The organism is Lysinibacillus sp. NPDC093190 (assembly GCF_050280425.1).
GTDB lineage: Bacteria > Bacillota > Bacilli > Bacillales_A > Planococcaceae > Lysinibacillus.
Genome location: NZ_JBNNVG010000032.1, coordinates 26,327 through 49,498, shown reverse-complemented (window position 1 = coordinate 49,498; position 23,172 = coordinate 26,327). Strand labels below are relative to the sequence as shown.

Sequence of the window (23,172 nt, the reverse complement as noted above, 5' to 3'; positions counted from 1 at the left end):
TACATGTAGAAATGCCAGACACAAAACCAAATGAAGGTCTTTGTGTCTGGCATTTTTTTAGCCAAATACCGTTTGCCATAATAAATAAAGATTTAAAGCAACTACAATCGCCACGACAATCCATCCTAATATGGTTGTAAAACGATGGTTGACTAGGCTTCCCATGACGTCGCGCTTACTTGTAAACATAACAAGCGGTACAAGAGCAAATGCAATACCAAAGGACAAAACAACTTGACTTAGGACAAGTGCATAAGTTGCATTAACACCGGATGCAATGATAACCAGAGGAGGTAGCATTGTAATAGCACGGCGTAAATAGAGTGGAATTTTCATTCTTATAAAGCCTTGCATCACAACGTCACCGGCAAGTGTACCAACTGAAGAGCTAGCAAGACCTGCAATGAGAAGGCCAAGACCAAAGGACACTGCCGCCATCGGACCAAGCGCCTCTTTTAATCCGTTATAAGCGATATCTAAATCTTCAACTACTACACTTTGTGTATGGAATACTGCTGCAGCAATAACAAGCATACTCATATTGATAGCGCCAGCGATAATCATTGCGATAATAATATCAATAAACTCAAAACGGAATATCCGTTTTTTTTCAGCATCATTTCGACCAACGACCCGATTTTGGGTTAATGAAGAATGCAAGTAAATAGCGTGTGGCATAACAGTTGCCCCTAAAATACCTGTTGCAAGTAAAATAGAATCTACTCCATCAAAGCGCGGTGTGAACATGCCTATTGTTACTTCGCCCCAATTTGGCTGTGCTAAAAATGTCTGGAATGCAAATGCTAATACGACAATAAGCACCATACCAGAAATGCCCGCTTCAAAAGCTCTAAAGCCTCTGCGCTGTAATTCTAAAACAGCAAATGAGCCGACTGCTGTAATAAGCGCTGCAGGTAACATTGGAATATTGAATAACAAGTACAGCCCGAGTGCAGCTCCAATAAATTCTGCTAGGTCTGTTGCAATAATGACCAATTCAGCCTGTATCCATAAAAAAATAGAAGTTTTTTTAGAAAAATGTTCACGTGCTACTTCGGGTAAATTTTTTCCTGTCGCAATACCAAGCTTTGCCGACAAAGATTGAATTAACACCGCCATTAAATTAGAAAAGGCGATTACCCAAAGCAGTAAGTATCCATATTTTGAACCTGCTGTAATATTTGTTGCGAAGTTACCTGGATCAATATAGGCAACTGCTGCGATGAATGCTGGGCCAAGAAACGGTAAGATTCGTCGCCAGCCTTTTATATCTCCATCTAAAACCGCCTCAGCAGGCGATTTATTCATTCGTTTGTAAACCATGTTGTTCCCTCATTTCAAAGAGTATCGCAAGCGAAATAAAGTTTCCTAGAGGAAAATGTATAGTACTATTTTATAGCTAGAACCCAAAAATGTGAAGAAGTTTGCTCAATTTTTTACTTAATTCGAAATGTTTTTGATATAGTAAACCAATTGTAATTGAAGAATTCTGCTTTTGTATCAATGATGGAAGCATCATAGTGGAATATTCGATTCATATGAAAACGATCAAGGATTAATGTACGTATCCATTTTAAAAGAGGGAATATACTTATAAAGAGCTTTTTTATTTGATTTCCAATTCAGGTATTCACATATTTTCTACCAATATTAAAATGTTATTCTTCAAATAATAATTCATCACCAAAAGTTGGAATGGCATTTTGAGGGTCATATAAAACTGTTCGAAATATCGAGTGAAAAAAATTTTTTGAAACCATTCTTTTCATCTTTACTTTTTTAAATTACAGGCGTAATATGACATCATTATAAAAGTTTCAAATTTCTAAATCGCTGAAGCAATTAAACGCGGGGGACCCAATTTTTACGGATTACATAGGTAATCCTTGGGGTGAATCTCTTCATTTATTGAGGGGTAGGGCTACTCAGGCCCGAATCCGACAGCTAACCTCGTAAGCGTTAAGAGCAGAAAAGTGGAGCTTGGCAGACGAATGAGTGTCTACAAGTCTTATTTAGTGATGACTTGTAGACTTTTTTTATCTTCATTCTAAAAGTGAAACAAAGCCCCGGTGAACGGCACAAAAACGATTATGCTAAAGTGTAATCGATTTAGAAATGTGAAACACATTCTATGAAACTAGAAGGTGTCGAATATGAAATCCTCATTAAAACGTTATATTATCGGTAAACCATTGAGATCTGATGTGTTAGGGGAACAAAAGCTTAGTAAAACAAAAGCACTTGCCATACTATCGTCTGATGCTTTGTCATCAGTAGCGTATGGACCTGAGCAAATTTTAATTGTACTCATGACGGTAAGTACTATTGCCTTTTGGTATTCTCTACCGATTGCTGCTGGGGTAATTGTGTTACTGACAGCACTTATTTTCTCGTATCGTCAGGTTATTTACGCGTATCCACATGGTGGTGGAGCATATGTAGTTTCTCGGGAAAATTTAGGTGTCAATGCTGGCCTAGTCGCTGGTGGATCATTGCTTGTTGATTATATTTTAACCGTTGCGGTAAGTGTATCGGCTGGAACAGATGCCATTACTTCAGCATTTCCAAGCTTGCATCCACATAACGTTGTAATCGCTGTGTTTTTTGTTATATGTTTAACGATTTTAAACCTACGTGGTGTCACAGAATCTGCATCTATTTTAGCGTATCCAGTTTATTTGTTTGTGATAGTGATTCTGATGTTAATCGGGGTAGGGGTTTATAACGTAGTAACAGGGCAAGTTCCAGCAGATTTGCATCCAAAGGTCGGTACACCAGTTGCAGGTATTAGTCTATTTATATTATTAAAAGCATTTGCATCAGGAAGCTCAGCTTTAACTGGTGTTGAAGCCATTTCAAATGCTATTCCTAATTTTAGAGATCCAGCACCGAAAAATGCATCTAAAACATTATTGGCTATGGGCGGTATTTTGGCAGTGCTATTTATTGGTATTGTGAGTCTAGCTTATTTTTATGGAGTTGCTCCAAATGCGAAAGAAACGGTTGTCTCACAAATTGCGGAGGCAAGTGTAGGTCGTAATTTCTTTTATTATATAGTACAAGGAACAACAGCGATGATATTAGTACTTGCTGCGAATACAGGTTATTCGGCCTTTCCTTTACTAGCTGTCAATTTATCGAAAGACGGTTTTATTCCGAGAATATTCCAAATTCGTGGGGATCGACTTGGCTATTCAAATGGCATCATGATGCTTGGTTTAGCTGCCATTGTTTTAATCATTTTATTTGATGGAACAACAGAGCATTTGATTCCACTTTATGCAGTTGGTGTGTTTATTCCGTTTACGTTAGCGCAGGCTGGAATGATGCGAAAATGGTGGCGTGAACAGCCAAATGGTTGGGTGGCTAAATTTGCAATCAATACGATTGGAGCGGTCATTTCCTTTATTGTAGCCATGATGTTTTTTGTGACAAAATTACCTCAGGTATGGCCAGTGTTTATCTTTTTACCGATTATTATTTGGACGTTTCACCGTATTAAGCAGCATTACAAAACAGTTGGTGAACAACTAAGATTAGATAATGAGGAATTACCGAATGTTGAGGGTAATGTTTTCATTGTCCCCGTCGCTGGTATTACGAAAGTAGTCGAAAATACATTGCATTACGCGCAGTCATTAAACGTTGATAAAATTATTGCCTTTTATGTAGCCTTCGATCAAGCGGACGCAAAAGCGTTTGAGGAGAAATGGAAAGCTTGGCAGCCAAATATACGGCTTGTAACATACTATTCACCCTATCGAAGTATTACACAGCCGTTGATGAAATTTATTGATAAGGTTGAACATCATTGTACGAAAACGGGCCATCAAGTAACAGTGATCATCCCACAGTTTTTACCGAAAAAAGGGTGGCATCATATGTTACACAATCAATCGAGTCTATTAATTCGCGCTTCGCTATTATTTCACAGAAATATCGTCATTATGACAGTGCCCTTCCATTTATCAAAATAATGACTAGCAAGCTCGAAAAGAGTCTGATATAATCATAACGTTGATTGTAAAACACGAACGTTTACAATTGAAACTTACTAAAATAATAGTAAATTCCGAAAAACAGACTTTATTCAGTGTAAGATATAAGCACATACCGAATAAAGTACCAATTTTGGAAATGACGCTAAGGCGTAATGAAGATAAGGAAGTTCTTACAGCTTAATACTATTTCACTCATATAATAGCGAGAATCTGGCTCGCAAGTTTCTACCGATTTACCGTAAATAAATCGACTATGGGTAGCAATGCTTTAGAAGACTTCATATAAGATGTTTTCTATTTGTTTCGACGTTTTTACGCTGAATGCTTTGCTCCACTCGTAGATGATTGGAATCAAAGTATTCAGCGTTTTTATTTACTTGGAATGAGCATTTTCTGTGATGCTGCCGTTGCGCTTTCGTTTATTTGCTCATAAAAAGTTATTACTATAAGAAAGAAGGATATCAAAGAAATGAAGTTATTACACGACAAAATCATGCAAGAGGGTAAAGTTCTATCTTCATCTGTATTAAAAGTAGACTCATTTTTAAATCATCAAATTGACCCAATGCTTATGAAGGAAATTGGTCATGAGTTTGCAAATCGATTCTCTGATCAAGTCATTACAAAAATATTAACGATCGAATCTTCAGGTATCGCACCATCTGTTATGCTAGGGCTTGAAATTGGTGCCCCTGTAGTGTTTGCACGAAAACGTAAATCATTAACACTTTCAGATAATCTTTATTCTTCAAAAGTACATTCTTTCACAAAAAATGAAACAAATGATATTTCAGTATCACGTAATTTCTTAAATGAAGATGATAACATTCTAATTGTAGACGATTTCTTAGCTAATGGGGAAGCTGTCAAAGGTTTGCTTGATATCGCAGCACAAGCTGGTGCAAATGTTGTCGGTGTAGGTATTGTTATAGAAAAAGGCTTCCAAGACGGTGGGAAATTATTACGCCAGCAAGGGGTTCGCGTGGAATCATTAGCAATTGTAGATTCTCTTGAGGATGGCAAAGTAACATTTGCTGCGGAGGCTAATGCGTAATGAATACCGTTAAATCGACGACGCTAGCTATTCAACATTTACTTGCGATGTATGCAGGAGCCATTTTAGTGCCGCTGATTATCGGTGGGGCAATTGGCTTTGATTCAACACAAATGACGTATTTAGTAGCGATTGACATTATGATGTGTGGGATCGCAACGCTTTTACAAGTGTATTCAGGTAAAATGATCGGTATTGGTTTGCCAGTAGTACTAGGCTGTACATTTACAGCAGTTAGTCCAATTATTGCAATCGGTACAAATCCCGAACAAGGTATTACTGATATTTATGGATCTATTATTGCATCAGGTATAATCATTATGATTATTGCAGGCTTTTTCGGTAAGCTAGTAAAATTCTTCCCGCCAGTTGTTACAGGCTCGGTGGTGTCGATTATCGGTATCTCTTTACTACCAGTAGCTTTAAACAATATGGCAGGTGGACAAGATGCAGCAGATTTTGCATCTAGTTCTAATGTAACTTTAGCGTTTATTACATTGGTTATTATTTTAGTCGTTTATCGTTTTTCTACGGGCTTCATTCGTGCAATTTCTATTTTAATCGGATTAGTTGCGGGGACAATCCTAGGAGTATTTATGGAGAAGGTTGATTTTAGCCCTGTTTCAGATGCTGCCGTATTACATATGGTTCAGCCATTTTACTTCGGGATGCCAACATTTAATGCATCTGCGATTATTACAATGACGCTTGTAGGAATGGTTTCTTTAGTAGAATCAACAGGGGTTTATTTTGCGCTAAGTGATATTTGTAAGAAAAAATTAGATTCAAAAGATTTATCACGTGGGTACCGTTCAGAAGGTCTTGCCTCTGTTATCGGTGGTATTTTCAACGCTTTTCCATATACAACATTCTCACAAAACGTGGGACTTACTCGTATGTCAGGTGTAAAAGACCGTAAAGTCATTTACATCACAGGTGGATTACTAGTAGCACTTGGTTTCCTACCAAAAATCGCAGCGTTAACAACAATTATTCCAACACCAGTACTTGGTGCGGCAATGCTAGCAATGTTCGGTATGGTAATAACTCAAGGTATGGGCATGCTAGTACCTGTTATGAATGAATCAGCGGAGAACGCCATGATTGCTGCCATTGCAGTTAGTCTCGGTGTCGGTGTATCGGTTGTTCCTGGAATTTTCGATGCACTACCAGAAAGCGTTTCTCTTCTAACATCTAACGGTATCGTCTGTGGTTCTGTTACAGCGATTATCCTTAATATTTTATTCAACATGATTGGGCCTAAGCATAAGGAAGACCCGATGCATGGGGAAGCTTAACGGATTTCTATAATCAAAAAAATGTCATCTACTTTGATAGTAGATGGCATTTTTTTATAAAAAGAAGATGTTTAAATTTTAATTGTTAGGGAATCTAGAAAATAGATACATCTTAATAGAATGCAAGTCGATGTCTCGACATACATTTATAGTATATAAAACTACTTTTGGAAAGGTCTCTTACAAATGCAAAGTATATTTCTGATTTTAATACTGCAATTAATTTATGTGCCTTTTTTAACGTTACGTACAATACTTTTAGTGAAGAATGTTACTTTCCTTGCCGCCATATTCGGTATGCTGGAGATGTTAGTGTATGTATTTGGCCTTTCACTCGTTTTTAGTGGGAAACAAAGTATGTTAGCTATGGTCTTTTATGCAGTTGGCTTTGGGTTAGGAATATTTTTAGGGGCAACAATTGAACGTAAACTAGCGATAGGCTATGTTTATACGACCATTAATACGCAAAATAAGAATGAGGAACTTGTGAAATTTCTTCGTAATGAAGGGTTTGCAGTCACGATTTACATTGGTGAGGGGCGAGATAGTAATCGTTATAAATATGAAATATTAACAAAGAGAAATCGCGAGACAGAATTGTTCCAAATTGTTGAGCATTATGAACCGAATGCTTTTATTATTTCTTACGAGCCCAAATCATTTAAAGGCGGATTTTTGCTGGATCGAATGAAGGCGAAACGCAAATAGTTTTTCTAACATTGCCCTCTGTTTATATGCAGAAGGGCATTTTTTTGTGTGTCCACACAATCCATCGAAACGACGAATTGTGTTCATTGTGCTTCGTCACCAATTCTCAATCAATTATGCCTCGGCATAATTGCGTCCGGAGGCTTTAACTTCTTTCAGCGGATGTTTGGACACCCGCTGAAAGAAGTTAAATATGAGAAATTTAGCGACCAAGCTCGATAAAAAATATTAATACTATTACACCGACAGACATGAACAATAACATGTTCAAATCGATTTTTTCATACTATAAAAACATGCAAGTCTCGGAGGGGTGTTGTATGTATTTTTTTACGAAAGGCTTGGTCATTCTTATAGGAAGTGCCGCGGTATCATTAGGAATTAATTTATTCTTAACACCCTATCAAATTTTAGATGGGGGCGTTGTAGGAATAGCGCTTATTTTACACTATATATATAAGCTTAAAATAGGTTTAATGATCATTGTTATTAGTATTCCAATATTTGTTATTTCTTGGTATAAATACAGAGCGTATTTTTACAATAGTATACATGGATTATTCGCATATTCTCTTAGTATCGATTTACTAAAGCCCGTACGGAATCTTATCCATGTAGATGCCATCTATAGTGCCATATTTGGAGGGGTACTTATGGGTTTTGGTGTTGGTTTGATGCTTAGATTTCAGACAAGCACTGGTGGTACAGATTTGATTGCACAATTTTTAAGTGATAAAACCGGAATTAATGTCGGGATGCTTATTTTTATGATAGATTCAATCGTCATCGTCATAGGGGGACTGCTTTTATCTTCTAGTACATTATTGCTTTCTATTATTACAATTTTGGTAGCAGGGATTACAACAAGTATCATGACTAGCCGTGTTTAATAAAAAATAGCTTCAGTATAGGACTGAAACTATTTTGATATTCGTTATCGAGAGCTTTTCATCATTCGTTTTTTAGGGTGTGCAGGCTTTACTTCTGCAATTAATATGGCGAGTAAAATCAGTACAGCCCCTACAACCATCCGACTTGTTAATACCTCATGTAAGAATATAACGGATAGTACCATGCCGAAGAAGGATTCTGTAGACAGGATAATAGCTGCCTTTGTAGCAGATGTATATTGATTCGCAATATTTTGAAAAAGATAGGCGAGAGTAGTTGAAAAAATGGCTAAATAAATGATTGAATAGATTGCTTCTTTTTCAAGAGTAGTTGGGATATCTCCCTGACTGACTACGACCAAGACACCTAAAAAAGATGCTGTGATAAATTGAATAATCGTCAGAGCAATGGCATCTTCCTTTTGGACAAACAGGTTCGTACAGAAAATATCAAAAGCAAAGGCGACAGCACAAGCTAAGGAAAGCGCATCGCCGATATTCATCGTCAGTGAGCCCTGTAAAGATAAAAAACCGATGCCGGCAATAGCTATAATCGAACCGATCATCTCATAGCCATCTATACGACGCTTGTAAACCGCAAACGCAATTAATGGAACAATAATGACATTTACAGCAGTTAAAAATGCATTTTTAGATGGTGTTGTATATTGTAACCCTACTGTCTGAAGGGCAAAGGCAATATATAAAATGGTCCCTAACAAAATACCTTTCCAGATAACTGATTTAGAAGCTTTTTTTAATCGATACCCAAATAAGACTGTCAGTATAATCGAAGCTAATAAAAATCTACCTGCCATTACTTGATAGGCTGTTAAATATTCCAATGCGATAGCCGTTATGACAAATCCGCTACCCCAAACGATTGCAGTGACTAATAGCATACCATCAGCTATGTATTGTTTCATCATTCGTCCTCCTAACTTCAATAGAATAGCATGAGAAGGAAGAAAATAGTTTGATTTTAATTCTAAAAATTCAGGTGTTTTTTTGTACTTATTCCAAAGCTGTCATTCGACATTCATTTTGCTATGTAATAAGTACAATTTAACGGCTGCAGCTATACGCTCATAAAAAACATAATCATTTTCTAAAGGTGCTACTAGCTGACGTATTTTTGACATACGATAACGGATTGTGTTTGGATGGCAGAAATGAGCCACTGCTACTTCCTTAATGTTGCCTTGTTTTACGACATAAGTGATTGCTGTGTTCATTAAATCTGGATCAACCTTTTCCTCAAGTAGGGGACCAAGATAGCTATTTACATAGTCCATAGCAAATGTAGCGTCCTTACGAAACAATTCAATTAACAACCAATCAGAAGCGAGGTTCTCATAATGACATATAGGAGCCGTTTCTATTTCAGCCATGATACGTGCATAAAAAGCTTCACGAACAGCAATAGGGAATTCTGTTTGTGTTACGTGACAACGACTATAGCCAAAGGTCATTGATTCAGTTGAGATTGCATACATCGTCAACCATTCATTGAGAAGTTTTTCAAATTGAAATGACTGTGATGGATGGGTCATTAAAATAAAGAGGCTCTTTTTATAGGTACACATCATACTAGATTTCAATAGAGGCTCTAATTGAAAAAGAGATTGCATCCATTGACTATTTGCATGATCTTGCATTTGAATATTAGTTACAAATACATATTTTTCAAAGGGCTTATTGATTTGCTGTAATATCGACTTTATTTGTTCATCAGTTACTTCTTCCTCCATAAGTCGTCGCATAATCGTTTCTAAAAAGTATGAATAATCCTGTGTTTTTGCATAGGCCATCGTTTCTAAAATAATCTTTTCAAAAAATTCGTCTCCGCCAAATCGCAATATCGGGAAATTTTGTTCATCTGCATAGACTAGCACTTCCTCTGGTAACTCCTCATAGATGACCGGCTTATAAGCTAAAGCACTTGCCCCCAGCTCAATAAGGCTTTTCACGGCATTCCATAAATATTCTGGCTTTTGCTTTGCGAATAATAAACTGCTTAAAACAACACTATTCGGTGTGAAAATCGTTTCTCTCACAGTTTGAATATCAGGCGAAAATTCAAAGTCTAGAATTTCCACATTTTGAACGGGTTTATGTAAACCATTGCGACCAGCAACGACTGTAAAATCTTTTGTAATTGGGAGTTGTAAAAAGTTTTCTACGTTCATTGAGATATCAAGCACCCTTTCTTGTGATTGAGCTTCTATTACTTATTATAACTGATAAAGCACAGTGAAATAGCTGATAAGGCAATTCGAATCGCTAATAAAGTACCTCAAATCGCTGATAAACCAACCAATTAAAAAGAATCTGCTGAAGTTCTACAGACAAAGTCCGTAAAGCAAGCAGATTCTTCTACATTATCAAAATTAGATGTTAGCGAAAATATTTGGTTTTCTATTTTTCATAGGATTCGTTTGTTCAATGGCGTAACCAACGTTAAGAATACGACCTTCTTTAAAGGCTGGTCCAATGATTTGGAGACCAACTGGTAAATTACCTTTAAAGCCACAAGGAACGGAAAGGGCAGGTAACCCTGTTAAGTTACTTGGGCCTGTAAATCGAATGATATTATCAATTAAATCAACTTTTTCACCATTTAAATATGCAAAGTCATCACCAACAGTACTTGCCACTACAGGTAATGTAGGGGTAATAAGCACATCAACCTGATTGAAAATTTTTGTGAACTCCTGTTTTATTTGTCGTCGTACCTGTTGAGCCTGTAAGTAATCAACTGCAGACGGTAATTCACCAAGTTCAAATAACAGACGAATATCATCTCCGAAATCCTGTGGTCTTTTCTGTAAATCAGAATGATGGATTGCAGCTGCCTCCGAAAGGGAAGTAACGAGCTCTGCCCATTCTGCATATTGCAAGGATGGGATTCGAACGATTTCAACCTTTGCCCCTTGATTCACTAAGCTTTGAATACTTGCTCGAACAGCCTTTTCTACATCTGAATCTACGCGGTTAAAGAAATATTCTTCGTTGATGCCGATGACTAAATCCTTCACATTACCCGAGATTTGCTGTACATAATTCTCTGTTGGAACGTCTGTACAAGTAGGGTCTCTGTGGTCAAATCCAGAAATAATCTCAAGTAAGCCGGCTGCGTCTTTTACTGTCTTTGTCATTGGACCAATATGGTCTAAGCTCCAAGCAAGAGGGTAGCAGCCATATTTACTTACGCGACCATGAGTAGGCTTTAAGCCGACAATCCCACAGGCAGATGAAGGGATTCGAATAGAGCCGGCAGTATCTGTACCTAATGATGCAACGCTTGCCCCTGCTGCAACTGCTGCGCCAGAGCCGCCACTAGAACCGCCAGGGATCTTATCTAAATCCCATGGATTGCGAACGGGTCCGTAATGAGGGTTATTATTCGTGATGCCCCATGCGTACTCATGCATGCTTAATTTACCCGTGAAAATAACACCGGCATTACGAAGCTTTTCTACAACCGTCGCATCATAATTTGAAACGAAGTCCTTATGAATCTTTGATGACATCGTTGTTATCTTATCTTTAAAGTACAAATTATCTTTTAATGCCATAGGAATCCCGTGATACATTCCTCGATACTGTCCATTCAAAATTTCTTTTTCTAACACTTGCGCTTGTGCTAGGGCTTCTTCACGATAAAAAGCCATGTATGAATTAATTTTAGGCTGACTTTCTTCAGCAAAATCTAAAATTGCTTTCGTCAACTCGACAGGAGAGAGTTTTTTAGTTTCAAGTAAAGGTGCTAACTCTTCAACAGATTTTAAGTGTAAATCAGTTGTCAATGTGGTCACCTCCAGGAATGCTGCGGATAGCGATATCAGCATCATCAATAGCGATGCCTTCTAAATTACCACGAAGGTATTGCATACCTTCCCACCGTGCTTTTAGAAGTTCAAGGTGTTCAGATTTTGGTGTAATTTCTTTGTTCTCCAATAATTGTTGAATCGACAAACTCATTAACAGGATCCTCCCTTGAAAATAGTTTTTATCTAAATAGGTTTCCCTATAAAGAACAGATCTTTTATTATAAAAAATCATCGCCATAACGTGAGGGTGATTTCGGTTCCGATTGGGTGCTTCCCTGGAGTCCGATGAGACTTGCGCACTGGGTTATCTGTGACGCTATGAGCGTTTTTACAAAATGTCATCCTTAGTGTATGGAGATGAGTTATTATCTTACTATAAAAATAACAAATTTCTATAAAAGGTAATAAAATACTATTATCACAAGCATACACTATTTACGATATATAGCAATAAATTGAATGAATATATAGTATATTGCGAAAAATATACTACTCTATCAAGTAATTAAGATTACTTTTAATAGAGCGATGTCAACTGTTGAAAAGGAAATCTAGTGCTAGAGACACCTGTTTTTACATAAAATTCACAGTGCTTTTACAATGAAAGCGTACAATAGATCCTAATAACCGGTTTAAGAGGTGCGAGAATGGAGTCTGTTGTGAGACAAAGCATAAAAACAAGTAATTTATTTTCTTATTTAAAGTATTTATACGGGCAGCATCAAAACAATACGCTCTATATAAAACGTTTAAAAGCATTGAAGCAAATTATTCAGGACAAGAATTTACATACTTATTTTCAGCCTATCGTCGATTTACAGACGAGGCAAACGGTTGGTTTTGAGGCACTGAATCGTCCAGAGCCTTCAGAATTGTTTCATAGTGTCGATCAGTTTTATGAATTTGTTGGGCAAACGGACTGTGTATTTTTATTTGAATGCTTTTGTCGTAATCTTTCATTGCAGCGTTTTAAAGAACGACTGCACGAAGAATGGGTGAACAGAGATTTTTTAGTGTTTGTTAATATACATCCTAATGTTTTACTAGATAAGAGCTACCATAGTGGTGAAACCTTGCAGCTATTAAAGGAGCTTGGCATAAAACCGCAACAGGTAGTGTTTGAGCTCACTGAACGTAGTGCAGTGGTAGATTTTGTAGAGTTTGAACGTGTATTATCGCATTATCGATCACAGGGTTATCGAATTGCAGTGGATGATGTGGGTTCAGGCTATAATAGCTTGAAAACTCTAATTTACTTAAAGCCTGAATTTATTAAACTAGACCGTTCTTTAATACAATTTATTGATAAAAACAGCGAGCAGCAGCAGCTTGTTACATTGCTGATGCGATATGCAGAGCAGGGTGAGACGAAAATTATTGCAGAGGGTATTGAACGCCAGGAAGAGCTGCATTATTTACATAATATTGGTATCCACTATGCGCAAGGTTATGCGATAGGGAAACCCGCAAAGGAATTACATTTGGGGAAAATAAGGATGGATGACCATGATGATAGGGGAAGTCATAGAAAACGTTCCTTGTATTGATGAATTTGTGAAAAATCAAGAGGTGGATTTGCTTTTTACAAGTAATCCGTCATTACGGAGTGTGGTTGTTGTTCGAGATGACAAACCAATTGGGCATATAACGCGTACACATTTCTATCAAAAAATTGGTACACGCTATGGCTATAATTTATTTATGGGGCGGCATAATCAGCTTATTATGAAAGAGAATCCTTTAATGGTAGATCGCAATATACCTATAACAGAAGTCAGTACGTTAGCAATGTCTAGACCTCCAGAGGACTTATATGATGATATGATTGTAACAAGAAATGACTTATATTATGGTGTAGTCAGTATTCGGGAGCTACTGTTAAAGCTCGTAGACACACAAGTAGCTATTGCTAGTTTTTTAAATCCATTAAGTAGTCTTCCTGGCAATAAATTAATTGATGAAAAGCTAGAGGAAGCATTACAGCTACCACAATATAGTTTAATGTATTTTGATTTAGACCATTTTAAATCTTACAATGATACGTACGGTTTTAATAAAGGGGATAAAATTTTACTGTATTTAACAGATATTTTGAAAAGAAATATAGTTTGTACAGAAGATTTTTTAGGGCATATTGGTGGAGATGATTTCGTTGCAACTCTTCCGCATTATGAGGCTGCGCCAATCTGTCAAAGGATTATTGATGAGTTTGATGCATGTATTTTAAGCTTTTATGATGTAGAGGATTTAACAGACTTACAAGTACAAAACAGGGCTGGTAAACTAGAACCTTTATCTTGTACTACGCTATCCATTGCGGTGATTACTAATCAATATCAGCAATTTGAATCTGTTGATCAATTGTCAGATGCGGTGACACGTGTGAAAAAACAATGTAAAAGAATTTCGGGAAGCTGTTACCTTATTAATAACCATGAAAAAGAAACTTACCTCGTTCATTAAAAGAAGTAGGTCAGACTGTTGGCAAGCTCGTAATAATTTGAGCTTGCCCACAGTCTTTTTTTATAACGGACGCTTTCCACAACGGAGATGGGCTGCTTAAGGCGTCATTTACTGTCGTTAAAAATTCAATATCTGTTGTGCATAATTATTAAATTCGGTTTTTGGGGCATAATCAAAAGAAATAAACTGTTTTCACTTTAGGAAATTATTAATCTAAATAAAACATACTTGAATTATAGGGATTATAGGTATATAATTCGATTTACATTATAATTAAACAACTTAGGAGGCTGTCTAGTGTCTACATTACAAATTATTCTTAACGTTGCCGTTTTACTCGTATTCGTTGGGATTTTATATTTTATGAATAAAAAGCACGTTAAGTTTTCAAATCGCGTTTTTACTGGTCTAGGCTTAGGGATTGTACTTGGTCTTGGACTGCATTTAATATATGGTATTGATTCTGATGTGTTAGCTAAAACATCAAGTTGGTACAATATTATCGGTACTGGCTATGTAAAATTACTACAAATGGTTGCAATGCCATTAATTTTTATTTCCATCTTAATAGCCTTTACGAAAATGAAGGTTGGTAAAAACTTCGGGAGAATGGCAGCTCTTATTTTAGCCATTTTAATCGGTACAACTGCTGTATCAGCTGCTGTTGGTATTTTTTCAGCAACAGTGTTTCATTTAGATGCTTCACATATTATGCATGGTGCTGCAGAGGCAGAGCGTGGAGCGTATTTAGAGGAAAAAACTTCTGGATTAACTGCACCGGATTTACCAACGCAAATTATTGAGTTGTTCCCAGCAAATCCATTCCTAGATTTAACAGGTGCTCGTTCTACATCAACAATTGCTGTTGTAATTTTTTCAGCGTTCTTAGGTTTTGCTTACTTACGTGTAGCACGTAAAGATGAAGACACTGCAGCTACTATTAAAAAGGGCTTGGATGCCATCTATGCATTAGTAATGGGCGTTGTAACAATCGTCTTACGTTTAACACCATACGGTATTTTAGCAATTATGGCACGTACAGTTGCTACATCTGATTTCGGGGCAATCTATAATCTTGGTAAGTTTGTTATTGCGTCTTATGTAGCATTATTTATCGTGTTATTCGTACACTTACTAATTCTTACTTTAAGTGGTTTAAATCCATTTACGTATTTAAAGAAATCTGCGGAAACATTATTGTTTGCCTTCACTTCACGTTCAAGTGCAGGTGCGTTGCCAATGAACATTAAAACACAAACGGGTCGTCTTGGTGTACCTGAGGGTATTGCAAACTTCTCGGGCTCATTTGGCTTATCTATTGGTCAAAATGGCTGTGCTGGTGTTTATCCTGCAATGCTAGCGATTATGATTGCACCTACAGTTGGGATTAATCCGCTTGATCCAGTGTTTATCATCACTGTTATTGCAGTGGTAGCAGTCAGCTCATTTGGTGTAGCTGGTGTCGGTGGTGGTGCGACATTTGCAGCAATTCTTGTATTATCAGCACTTAATTTACCGATTGCACTTGCGGGTGTATTAATCTCCGTTGAGCCATTAATCGATATGGGACGTACTGCTCTTAATGTAAGTGGTTCAATGACTGCAGGCGTAACAACAGCACGTATTACAAAAGAATTGGACACTGAAATGTACAACAATAAAGAATTAGGTGCTCAAGTATCAGACCTATAATAAAGTCGGAGCTACTCTCATTTTGAGGGGAGCTCTTTTTTAACGGATATAAAAAGTGGGTTGTTATGTAAGAAACAACCTACCCCACTTTAGTGATATGAAATCAATTCATCACTTTATATTATTTTTACATAAAAATCTTTGCCATTAATTAGTTCGTTAATTTCAATGTCGTAATTGGTTTTATAGTATTTATAGATGCTTTGCGCTAATCCAGAGTGTCCATTTAAATATGTTCCTTTTTTAATCTCCTTACGAGGATTATGGAAATCAAAATACAAGCGTGAATCGTGGCACATTGCATCCAAAATTGCTTTAAACTCTTGTTCTTCAATATGAATCCCACGTGTATATCTGCACTCTCTGCGGTACGTATCATGAGAAACGTTCACCGGTGATGACTCAAGAACCATTTCGATTTTTTTACTCAAATGTTAGCAGCTCCTTTTTAGAAATTAGCACTAAAGGGTAGAAAAAAAGACTTGAAAAAGGAATACCATTTTTATATAAGTTGAGTGGAGACTGGGTGACTCCTTGGGGATCAGCGTCACAGATGAGACCCTGGAGCGAGCAGCGCGAGTGAAGCGGCTCATTGGACGCCCCCAGGAAAGCGCCCAGTCGGAACGGAGATCAACCACACGCTATTGTGATGAGCCATGAGTCTATGACTAATATAGTTCCAGTATATAATTATCAGAAAATTATATCAATACTTTCCCTACCAATCTTGTTGCTGTATTTCTTCTGCTACTACTTGTAAATCATAAGCGGTAATCATTAAAAGTGTATATTCATGAGTTTCCATATATTTTTCTACTAGACGTTTCATATACTTCGGGGAGCCTTCATTTTCTTCATCATAAATTAGCAGCAGACCATCTGTGTTTTGTATAATAAATTTGTCTTTTTCGATAAATTGCCACGGAGCCTCGTATGGCTTTTTCGTTACACTCGTTACGAAGTCTGCTTGAGCTACTAATGTCTGATATTTGTCTTTTTTATGTTCCTGCCAATTTTTCTCCTGCTCTAAAAAAGGAGTGATCACAGCATATTTTAAATGAGGAAATTCATTTCTTAGCGTTAGAATAACCTCAGCGCCCCATGTTTCTACACCTTGCTGACCACTAATAATCACCCATTCCAAACCTTCATCGATCAATTTACGTAGACGGTTTTCGAGTGCTTTTTTTATGATGGCAATGCCAGGGTGCTTGTCATTAAAAATGCCCAATTCATGTGGTCTATAGCCTGTAATAATAATTCGCTGTAGCAAAAAAACGCCCCCTAAGCTTTATAGTATGTGTAGTCATAGTATACAGTAGGGGGCAAGTGAAAACGAATTCCAAAATGTTGTTGTATAGTTGTTCCCAAGTAAAGTGGATTGTTTTATTAAAAAGCAAATAGTGTTAAAACTACAGCTACAGCAGCACAGATTCCTAGGAACCACCATGTATCCGTAAAGTCCTCTTTGGAGTCACTATTCATGTAAAGTACTTCCTTTCTGCTTTATTTTAATCTGTCCGTTCCAAGACCAATTCGTCCAAACACGCAGTATAGTTTCGAATGGTCCGCGTTTAAATTTCTTGAAATAGGCAAGGCTGAAAACACATTGCAAGCTATACACGACGATTCCGAATAAAATACCGCCAAATACGCCGAGCTTGCCGTATAAGCCTAAACCATATCCATAAAATACTGTTGTACAAATAATGGTTTGCATTAGATAATTGGTTAATGATAGTTTACCGACACTCTCAAAGGCGGGAGCGAGACGTTGTACAGGGCGGGTTTTATATATTAAAGCTGCAAGGCAGACGTAGCCAACTGCTAGTAATTCGGATCCACCTGTTAACAACATGCCAGAAAAATTGCTTTCTATAAAACTCAGACTTTTACAAGCTAGCCCTATTGGAACAAGTAGAGCGCCAAGCTTATACCATTTCTTTTCGTCCTCCATATTCACAAAAGCTTGCTTTTTGGCGAGCCCCATGCCGAAAAGGGTCAATGAAGTGGTATACATTGGTGCAAGGAAAATTAATAAGAAAAAGACTAAACCTGCATCATCCATGCCTGGAGGTAGAGCATTTGCACGGAAATCATAAATGTCTAAGTAGCTTCCGTTAGCGTATACATTGTCGGCTTTCTCTACATAGGAAGCTATTTCTTTCTGTTCTTTTTTAGTTTTTTCAGCGGAATCAAATAATGATAAGCTAGTAATAAGTAATAAGAAGATGCCAGCCCAAATAAATAAAGTTTTTGGTTTACGATTAATAAAGGGGATCAAAAATAAAATCATAAATCCATAGGAAAATAGAATGTCGCCTTCCCATAAAAATGTTGAATGGAGCCAACCGATTGCGATTAGTCCTGTTGCACGGCGTAAAATGGACCATCGACTCTTATTCTTTTTTCTACGAATAGACTCTATAAGTTTAATAAGAGAGAAGCCAAATAAAATGGTGAAGATCGGCATAAATGATCCCTCTATAAAGATTTTTACAAAATACCAGGCTCCATGATCGAGGGCGGATAGATCTTTTAGTTCATCGTTGCCATACATGCCAAATTGGAAAATCAACAGATTTGCCATTAAGATGCCGAATAAGCTAAACCCACGCATTGTATCTATGAAGGTAACACGGTTAGTTGTCATTGCGTTTTATCTCCTTAATTAGTTATCTTATACATAGTGTAGTTGGGAAAGCTTATGGTGAAATGATGGTTACCTTAAAGAAATCTTAAAAGAAGGTGATAGCATGCAAGATGCGTCAATTTTAGTATTAGAGGACGAACGTGCAATTGCAGAAATGATTGAAATTATTTTAAGAAAAGAAGGATTTTTAAACATTACACTCTGTGACACTGTTCAAGAAGCAAAAAAGAAAATTGAAACGAAGGTTTTTGATTTTTATCTATTAGATATTATGCTCCCAGATGGTAGCGGACTTGATATGGCGAATATGATTCGAGAGCAAAGTGAAGCACCTGTATTCTTTTTAACTGCAAAAGGTAGTGATGCAGATAAGCTTCGTGGTTTTATGAACGGGGCAGACGATTATATTACGAAGCCATTTAATCCACTTGAGCTTGTTGCGAGGGTGAAGGTGCAGCTTACACGATATATGAAGAAAAAAGATGTGCCAGAAAGTCATTTATTTACATGTAATCGGTTTACATTCGATATCGATGCAGCAGAGGTAACTGTAAATGGCACAAAGGAAATTATTAGTGGTAGGTTATTTTATTTATTGAAATATTTATGTGAAAATGCAGGGCAAGTATTATCGAAGGAGCAAATTTACGAGCGCGTATGGGGTGACTGTTTGTTTGATGATAATACTGTGATGGTTCATATTCGAAAACTGCGAGAAAAAATAGAAAAGAATCCAGGTAAACCAACCTGCATTATTACTGTAAGGGGTATCGGTTATAAACTTGTTGGAGATGTTCATTCATGAAGCCAGCTAGAAGATTAACGCTTCGTTTTGTATCTTATTTCATCATTTTTTATTTACTAATTATTACAGGCTTTATTATAAGTTTGGTGTTTTTTGCAATCTTTATCAATGGTCATGTCGGTGACGATATTCATATCATGAGTTCTTCTGAAATTAAAGATGATGCAGTCGTAGAAAAAGGAAAATCTATTAAGATTGCTGATTATTTAGTGAAGCGAGCCGAGGAGAACTTAGGGCAATTATATTTGTTCAATCAATCGATGGACATTGTTGATTACACGGGAGACACATGTGAACTATGCAGTATGCCAGATAGCGAAAAAATGGTTCTTAAACGGCCAGGAATGCACACGTGGGAGATTCCTAAATACCATTTGTTATTCCTTCCGACTTTACCTGTCCAACCACTTTTTGAGGAAGTAGTGCAGGATTGGAAGGATAAAGGGGAGATTCCTTCAGAACTGCTTCAGCGTTTACAGGATAAGAAGGCCACTGTTGAAATTTATAATGAGCAGTGGGATCGTGTAGAAGTCATTGGTGAACGCCATAAAAAGCTCCATAAGCCTCAACTGCTAGAAGAGAACTACGATATTTTTGAGTATAAAGAGCTTACGCGAAATGCTTCTTTAGAGGATGGCTCGACACTAGTTGTACGGATGCCTAATCCGGCATACAAACCATTTGATGAGCCTTTTACTAAAGCAATGCTTTTATTTGTTTCCATCTTCTTTGGTGGACATATTATATTGATATTAGGGATTATCTTTTTATCGATTAGCATTTCCCGTCAATTTGTGCGTCCACTCGTTTATGTATTATCTCGTATCGAGCGACTAACGCAGTTTGACTACAGTAAAGTAAGAGATAAAAGTATCCATCATCGGGAGACAGGGAAGTTAAAGAGGAAATTTAAATTATTTCAGCCAGTTGATGAATCGATTAATAATTTATCAAAACGCCTCTCTTCCAATGAAAGGCAAATTAAGCATGCAGAGCGATTACGTGAGGAATGGATAACAGGCTTATCCCATGATTTAAAGACACCGTTAAGCTCTATTTATGGTTATTCAACAATGCTAGCTTCCGCGGATTATGAGTGGACAAAGGAAGAAATGCGCGTCTTTGCAACTACGATGCAGGAGAAGGCGACGTATATGGATGCTCTTATACGAGACTTAACATATACGTATCAATTAAAAAATAAAGCGATACAGCTTGAAAAAGTGTTGTTACCACTCAACGTATGGTTACCTCAATTTGCAGATGAGCGAGTGTCTGTAAAGGTTTATGGGGATGTCATGCTTGAAGCGGACGAGCTTTTATTAAAGCGCATTTTAGATAATCTAATAACCAATGCTAAAAAATATACTCCTGAGGGTACAAAGGTAAGCGTAGAAGCGCAACATATAGGCAAGGAGATTATGCTGACAATTGCCGACCAAGGTCCGGGAATTCCTCAGGAAGAGCTCGATAACCTCTTTGAGCGATATTATCGAGGTACGAATACTACGGATGATACAACGGGTACAGGGCTAGGATTGGCTATTACGAAGCAGTTAATTGATTTACATGATGGTACCATTAGTGTCCAATCAGGAGCGGAAGGTACAGTCTTTGTATTGAAATTTAAATGTAAATTGTAGTTTTTTGGCTCATTGTCAAAAGTTGGGGATAATATTTGTTAAAACGTAAGTTGATTGGAGTGAGGCTGGACGCCCCCAAGGAAGACGCCTAGACGGAACGGAAATCAACCCTACGTTATGATGATGGGCTAGTTTTTTATTGAAAAAGTAATACACTGTTAATTTGGGCAGTACAAGTGATGAATCATTCACTTTGTACTGCCTTTTTTGTGGTATTGAACGATGGAGTGTAATTTTTTAGGGGATTACCCCTATATGAACAGTTTTTGCTTACAACTATTATAAAGGTGTAAAAGTTGTATACGAAAGACAGCATGATAAGGAGGATATACACATGAAGACTTCTTTTAAAGTAGTCATCGTTGGAGGAGGAACTGCTGGTATTTCTGTAGCTGCACGTTTACTTCGTCAATCTCATTCACTTCAAGGGGAGATTGCCATCATAGATCCTGCAGAAAAACATTATTATCAACCACTCTGGACATTGGTGGGGGGTGGTGCAGCAAATAAGTGGGACTCTGAACGTGAGATGCTTTCTATTATTCCTGAAGGAGCTGTTTGGTTAAAAGAAGCTGTTAGTAGTTTTGACCCCAATCAAAACCAGGTAATTACACAAGATGGTACAACATATACGTATGATTTTTTAGTAGTTGCTGGTGGTATAGAGGTTAACTGGGGTGCTATTAAAGGGCTGAAAGAGGCACTTGGGACTAAAAGTGTATGCAGTAATTATTCTTTCGAGCATGTGGACTATACGTGGGAAACGATCCGCAATTTCAAAGAGGGGACAGCATTATTTACACATCCAAACTCTCCAGTAAAATGTGGCGGTGCTCCACAAAAAATTATGCATTTAGCAGAAGACCATTTTAATAGAGTCAATGTTCGCGACAATATTAATGTTATTTTTGGTTCGGCTAATCCGACAATTTTCGATGTTTTGAAATATCGTGAAGCACTTGAAAAGGTAATAGAGCGGAAAAATATTGATGCTCGATTCCGTCGTAATTTGATTGAAATTAAGGCTGATGAAAAAATAGCTATTTTTGAAAATTTAGATACAGGCACATTAGAAGAAATTAAATACGACATGGTTCATGTGACACCTTATATGTGTTCACCCGAGTTTATACGAACAAGTGCATTAGCAGACGAATGTGGCTGGGTAGATGTCGATAAATTTACTTTGCAACATAAAAAGTATAGCAATGTGTTTGGAATAGGTGACAATGCCAATCTCCCAACATCTAAAACGGGTGCAGCTATACGAAAGCAAGCACCTGTCGTTGCACAAAATCTTATTGCTCTAATGCGACAACAGCCTATGACGCAAATGTATGATGGTTACTCTTCTTGTCCAATCGTAACAGGCTACAACAAACTGATATTAGCTGAGTTTGATTACAATAAAGAGCCTGTCGAATCTATGCCTTTCAACCAAGCAGTGGAAAGATCCAGTATGTATTTCATGAAAAAGGATTTACTGCCTGTTATGTACTGGGATGGCATGTTGAGAGGTACTATGTAATTACGAATGAAGGGAGGCGGCAAGCATGGCTAATGCAACGGTAAGTATGAGCGAGGAATTATCTCAAATAATTGAAATGCTTGAGAAACCAGAAGTTCGACACTCTTTACAGCGATTGTTAGAAAAATTACCAAATGTAGAACAAACGATAGAATCAGCAGAAAATGTTGTGGATTTTGGAAAATCAGTACTAACTGATGAAAAGATCGTAGATAGATACGAGCAATTTGTTGCTACTTATAATGTAGGCTCAGAAACGATTACGGCTATTGTGCAGCTAATGGAGAAATTGCCGAAGCTTGTTCAAACCATTCATCAGTTAGAAAACATCATTGATTTTGTCACAGCAGTACTTCAGGATAAGCAAACGACAGACTATGCAATGAATAATTTAAAGAGCTATGTCGATCCATATGTTGAAAAAGGAAAGACAGGCACGGAGTTCTTAAAAATGGTACAGCAAAGGGCAGAAGAGAAGCCTCAGCAAATCAATGTTTTTTCAATTATAAAATGGATGAAAGATCCTTCTGTTCAAAAATCACTTAATTATGTTCAGGCTGCATTAGATATTTTAAAAGAAAAAAATAGATGATAAAGGGGAGTT

General features: G+C 37.2%; 20 protein-coding genes and 2 riboswitches. Of the genes, 12 read left to right on the top strand and 8 right to left on the bottom strand.

The genetic code is table 11. The features are described 5' to 3' along the window. Positions 1 to 57: 57 nt before the first annotated feature. Positions 58 to 1,323: an Nramp family divalent metal transporter gene (locus ACQKOF_RS20730; RefSeq protein ID WP_427561198.1), complete on the bottom strand. Its 1,266-nt coding sequence runs from the start codon at positions 1,321 to 1,323 to the stop codon at positions 58 to 60. 498 nt (positions 1,324 to 1,821) lie between these two features. Then, positions 1,822 to 1,973: riboswitch (cyclic di-AMP (ydaO/yuaA leader) on the top strand. A gap of 180 nt (positions 1,974 to 2,153) precedes the next feature. On the opposite strand from ACQKOF_RS20730, the gene ACQKOF_RS20725 reads away from it, so the two are divergent. The 5 genes from ACQKOF_RS20725 (at position 2,154) to ACQKOF_RS20705 (ending at position 7,951) form a co-directional block, all read left to right on the top strand. Beyond that, complete coding sequence (locus tag ACQKOF_RS20725) at positions 2,154 to 3,977, top strand: APC family permease (RefSeq protein WP_427561195.1); 1,824 nt, start codon at positions 2,154 to 2,156, stop codon at positions 3,975 to 3,977. 196 nt (positions 3,978 to 4,173) lie between these two features. Beyond that, positions 4,174 to 4,275, top strand: a riboswitch (purine riboswitch). 195 nt (positions 4,276 to 4,470) lie between these two features. Next, the gene (locus tag ACQKOF_RS20720) at positions 4,471 to 5,055 is read left to right on the top strand and encodes a xanthine phosphoribosyltransferase (RefSeq protein WP_387085733.1); all 585 of its coding nucleotides are present in this window, start codon (positions 4,471 to 4,473) and stop codon (positions 5,053 to 5,055) included. Next, positions 5,055 to 6,353, top strand: a complete 1,299-nt coding sequence (locus tag ACQKOF_RS20715) for a nucleobase:cation symporter-2 family protein (RefSeq protein WP_427561192.1) — start codon at positions 5,055 to 5,057, stop codon at positions 6,351 to 6,353. The genes ACQKOF_RS20720 and ACQKOF_RS20715 overlap by 1 nt, the downstream gene beginning before the upstream one ends. Positions 6,354 to 6,539: 186 nt before the next feature. Beyond that, positions 6,540 to 7,061 (top strand): DUF2179 domain-containing protein, encoded by a 522-nt coding sequence (locus ACQKOF_RS20710; RefSeq protein WP_427561189.1) that lies wholly within the window; start codon positions 6,540 to 6,542, stop codon positions 7,059 to 7,061. A 320-nt stretch (positions 7,062 to 7,381) separates the two neighbouring features. Next, positions 7,382 to 7,951: a YitT family protein gene (locus ACQKOF_RS20705; protein WP_427561186.1), complete on the top strand. Its 570-nt coding sequence runs from the start codon at positions 7,382 to 7,384 to the stop codon at positions 7,949 to 7,951. A gap of 44 nt (positions 7,952 to 7,995) precedes the next feature. Here ACQKOF_RS20705 and ACQKOF_RS20700 read toward each other — a convergent pair whose 3' ends face one another. The 4 genes from ACQKOF_RS20700 to ACQKOF_RS20685 form a co-directional block, all read right to left on the bottom strand. Beyond that, positions 7,996 to 8,877, bottom strand: coding sequence for a DMT family transporter (locus ACQKOF_RS20700; protein WP_427561183.1), 882 nt, complete (start codon positions 8,875 to 8,877; stop codon positions 7,996 to 7,998). 102 nt (positions 8,878 to 8,979) lie between these two features. After that, positions 8,980 to 10,140: a PucR family transcriptional regulator gene (locus tag ACQKOF_RS20695; RefSeq protein ID WP_427561180.1), complete on the bottom strand. Its 1,161-nt coding sequence runs from the start codon at positions 10,138 to 10,140 to the stop codon at positions 8,980 to 8,982. Between the two features lie 201 nt (positions 10,141 to 10,341). Further along, entirely contained in the window at positions 10,342 to 11,760 is a 1,419-nt protein-coding gene (locus tag ACQKOF_RS20690; RefSeq protein ID WP_427561177.1) for an amidase, read from the bottom strand. Next, on the bottom strand, positions 11,750 to 11,935 hold the full coding sequence (locus ACQKOF_RS20685; protein WP_427561175.1) for a hypothetical protein: 186 nt from the start codon (positions 11,933 to 11,935) through the stop codon (positions 11,750 to 11,752). Before ACQKOF_RS20685 ends, ACQKOF_RS20690 begins: the two co-directional genes overlap by 11 nt. A gap of 496 nt (positions 11,936 to 12,431) precedes the next feature. Between ACQKOF_RS20685 and ACQKOF_RS20680 the strand changes: the two genes are divergently transcribed. The 3 genes from ACQKOF_RS20680 to ACQKOF_RS20670 all read left to right on the top strand — a co-directional run bounded on the left by ACQKOF_RS20680 (position 12,432) and on the right by ACQKOF_RS20670 (position 15,939). Then, the gene (locus ACQKOF_RS20680) at positions 12,432 to 13,331 is read left to right on the top strand and encodes an EAL domain-containing protein (RefSeq protein WP_427561172.1); all 900 of its coding nucleotides are present in this window, start codon (positions 12,432 to 12,434) and stop codon (positions 13,329 to 13,331) included. Continuing rightward, on the top strand, positions 13,291 to 14,247 hold the full coding sequence (locus tag ACQKOF_RS20675; protein WP_427561169.1) for a GGDEF domain-containing protein: 957 nt from the start codon (positions 13,291 to 13,293) through the stop codon (positions 14,245 to 14,247). Before ACQKOF_RS20680 ends, ACQKOF_RS20675 begins: the two co-directional genes overlap by 41 nt. Before the next feature lie 297 nt (positions 14,248 to 14,544). Beyond that, positions 14,545 to 15,939, top strand: coding sequence for an L-cystine transporter (locus ACQKOF_RS20670; protein ID WP_427561167.1), 1,395 nt, complete (start codon positions 14,545 to 14,547; stop codon positions 15,937 to 15,939). 116 nt (positions 15,940 to 16,055) lie between these two features. On the opposite strand, the gene ACQKOF_RS20665 is transcribed toward ACQKOF_RS20670, so the two are convergent. From ACQKOF_RS20665 to ACQKOF_RS20655, 3 genes are all read right to left on the bottom strand, one after another. Further along, positions 16,056 to 16,370, bottom strand: coding sequence for a hypothetical protein (locus tag ACQKOF_RS20665; protein WP_427561164.1), 315 nt, complete (start codon positions 16,368 to 16,370; stop codon positions 16,056 to 16,058). A 287-nt stretch (positions 16,371 to 16,657) separates the two neighbouring features. Next, positions 16,658 to 17,212 (bottom strand): DUF1273 domain-containing protein, encoded by a 555-nt coding sequence (locus ACQKOF_RS20660; RefSeq protein WP_427561162.1) that lies wholly within the window; start codon positions 17,210 to 17,212, stop codon positions 16,658 to 16,660. Positions 17,213 to 17,416: 204 nt separating this feature from the next. Next, a complete protein-coding gene (locus ACQKOF_RS20655; RefSeq protein ID WP_427561160.1) occupies positions 17,417 to 18,592 on the bottom strand; it encodes a DUF418 domain-containing protein in 1,176 nt (391 codons plus the stop codon). A 103-nt stretch (positions 18,593 to 18,695) separates the two neighbouring features. Between ACQKOF_RS20655 and ACQKOF_RS20650 the strand changes: the two genes are divergently transcribed. From ACQKOF_RS20650 to ACQKOF_RS20635, 4 genes are all read left to right on the top strand, one after another. Continuing rightward, on the top strand, positions 18,696 to 19,397 hold the full coding sequence (locus ACQKOF_RS20650; protein ID WP_427561158.1) for a response regulator transcription factor: 702 nt from the start codon (positions 18,696 to 18,698) through the stop codon (positions 19,395 to 19,397). Beyond that, on the top strand, positions 19,394 to 21,040 hold the full coding sequence (locus ACQKOF_RS20645) for a sensor histidine kinase (protein ID WP_427561155.1): 1,647 nt from the start codon (positions 19,394 to 19,396) through the stop codon (positions 21,038 to 21,040). Before ACQKOF_RS20650 ends, ACQKOF_RS20645 begins: the two co-directional genes overlap by 4 nt. A gap of 334 nt (positions 21,041 to 21,374) precedes the next feature. Next, positions 21,375 to 22,568, top strand: a complete 1,194-nt coding sequence (locus tag ACQKOF_RS20640) for an FAD-dependent oxidoreductase (protein WP_427561153.1) — start codon at positions 21,375 to 21,377, stop codon at positions 22,566 to 22,568. Positions 22,569 to 22,593: 25 nt separating this feature from the next. Further along, complete coding sequence (locus ACQKOF_RS20635; RefSeq protein WP_427561150.1) at positions 22,594 to 23,160, top strand: hypothetical protein; 567 nt, start codon at positions 22,594 to 22,596, stop codon at positions 23,158 to 23,160. The last annotated feature ends 12 nt before the right edge of the window (positions 23,161 to 23,172 follow it).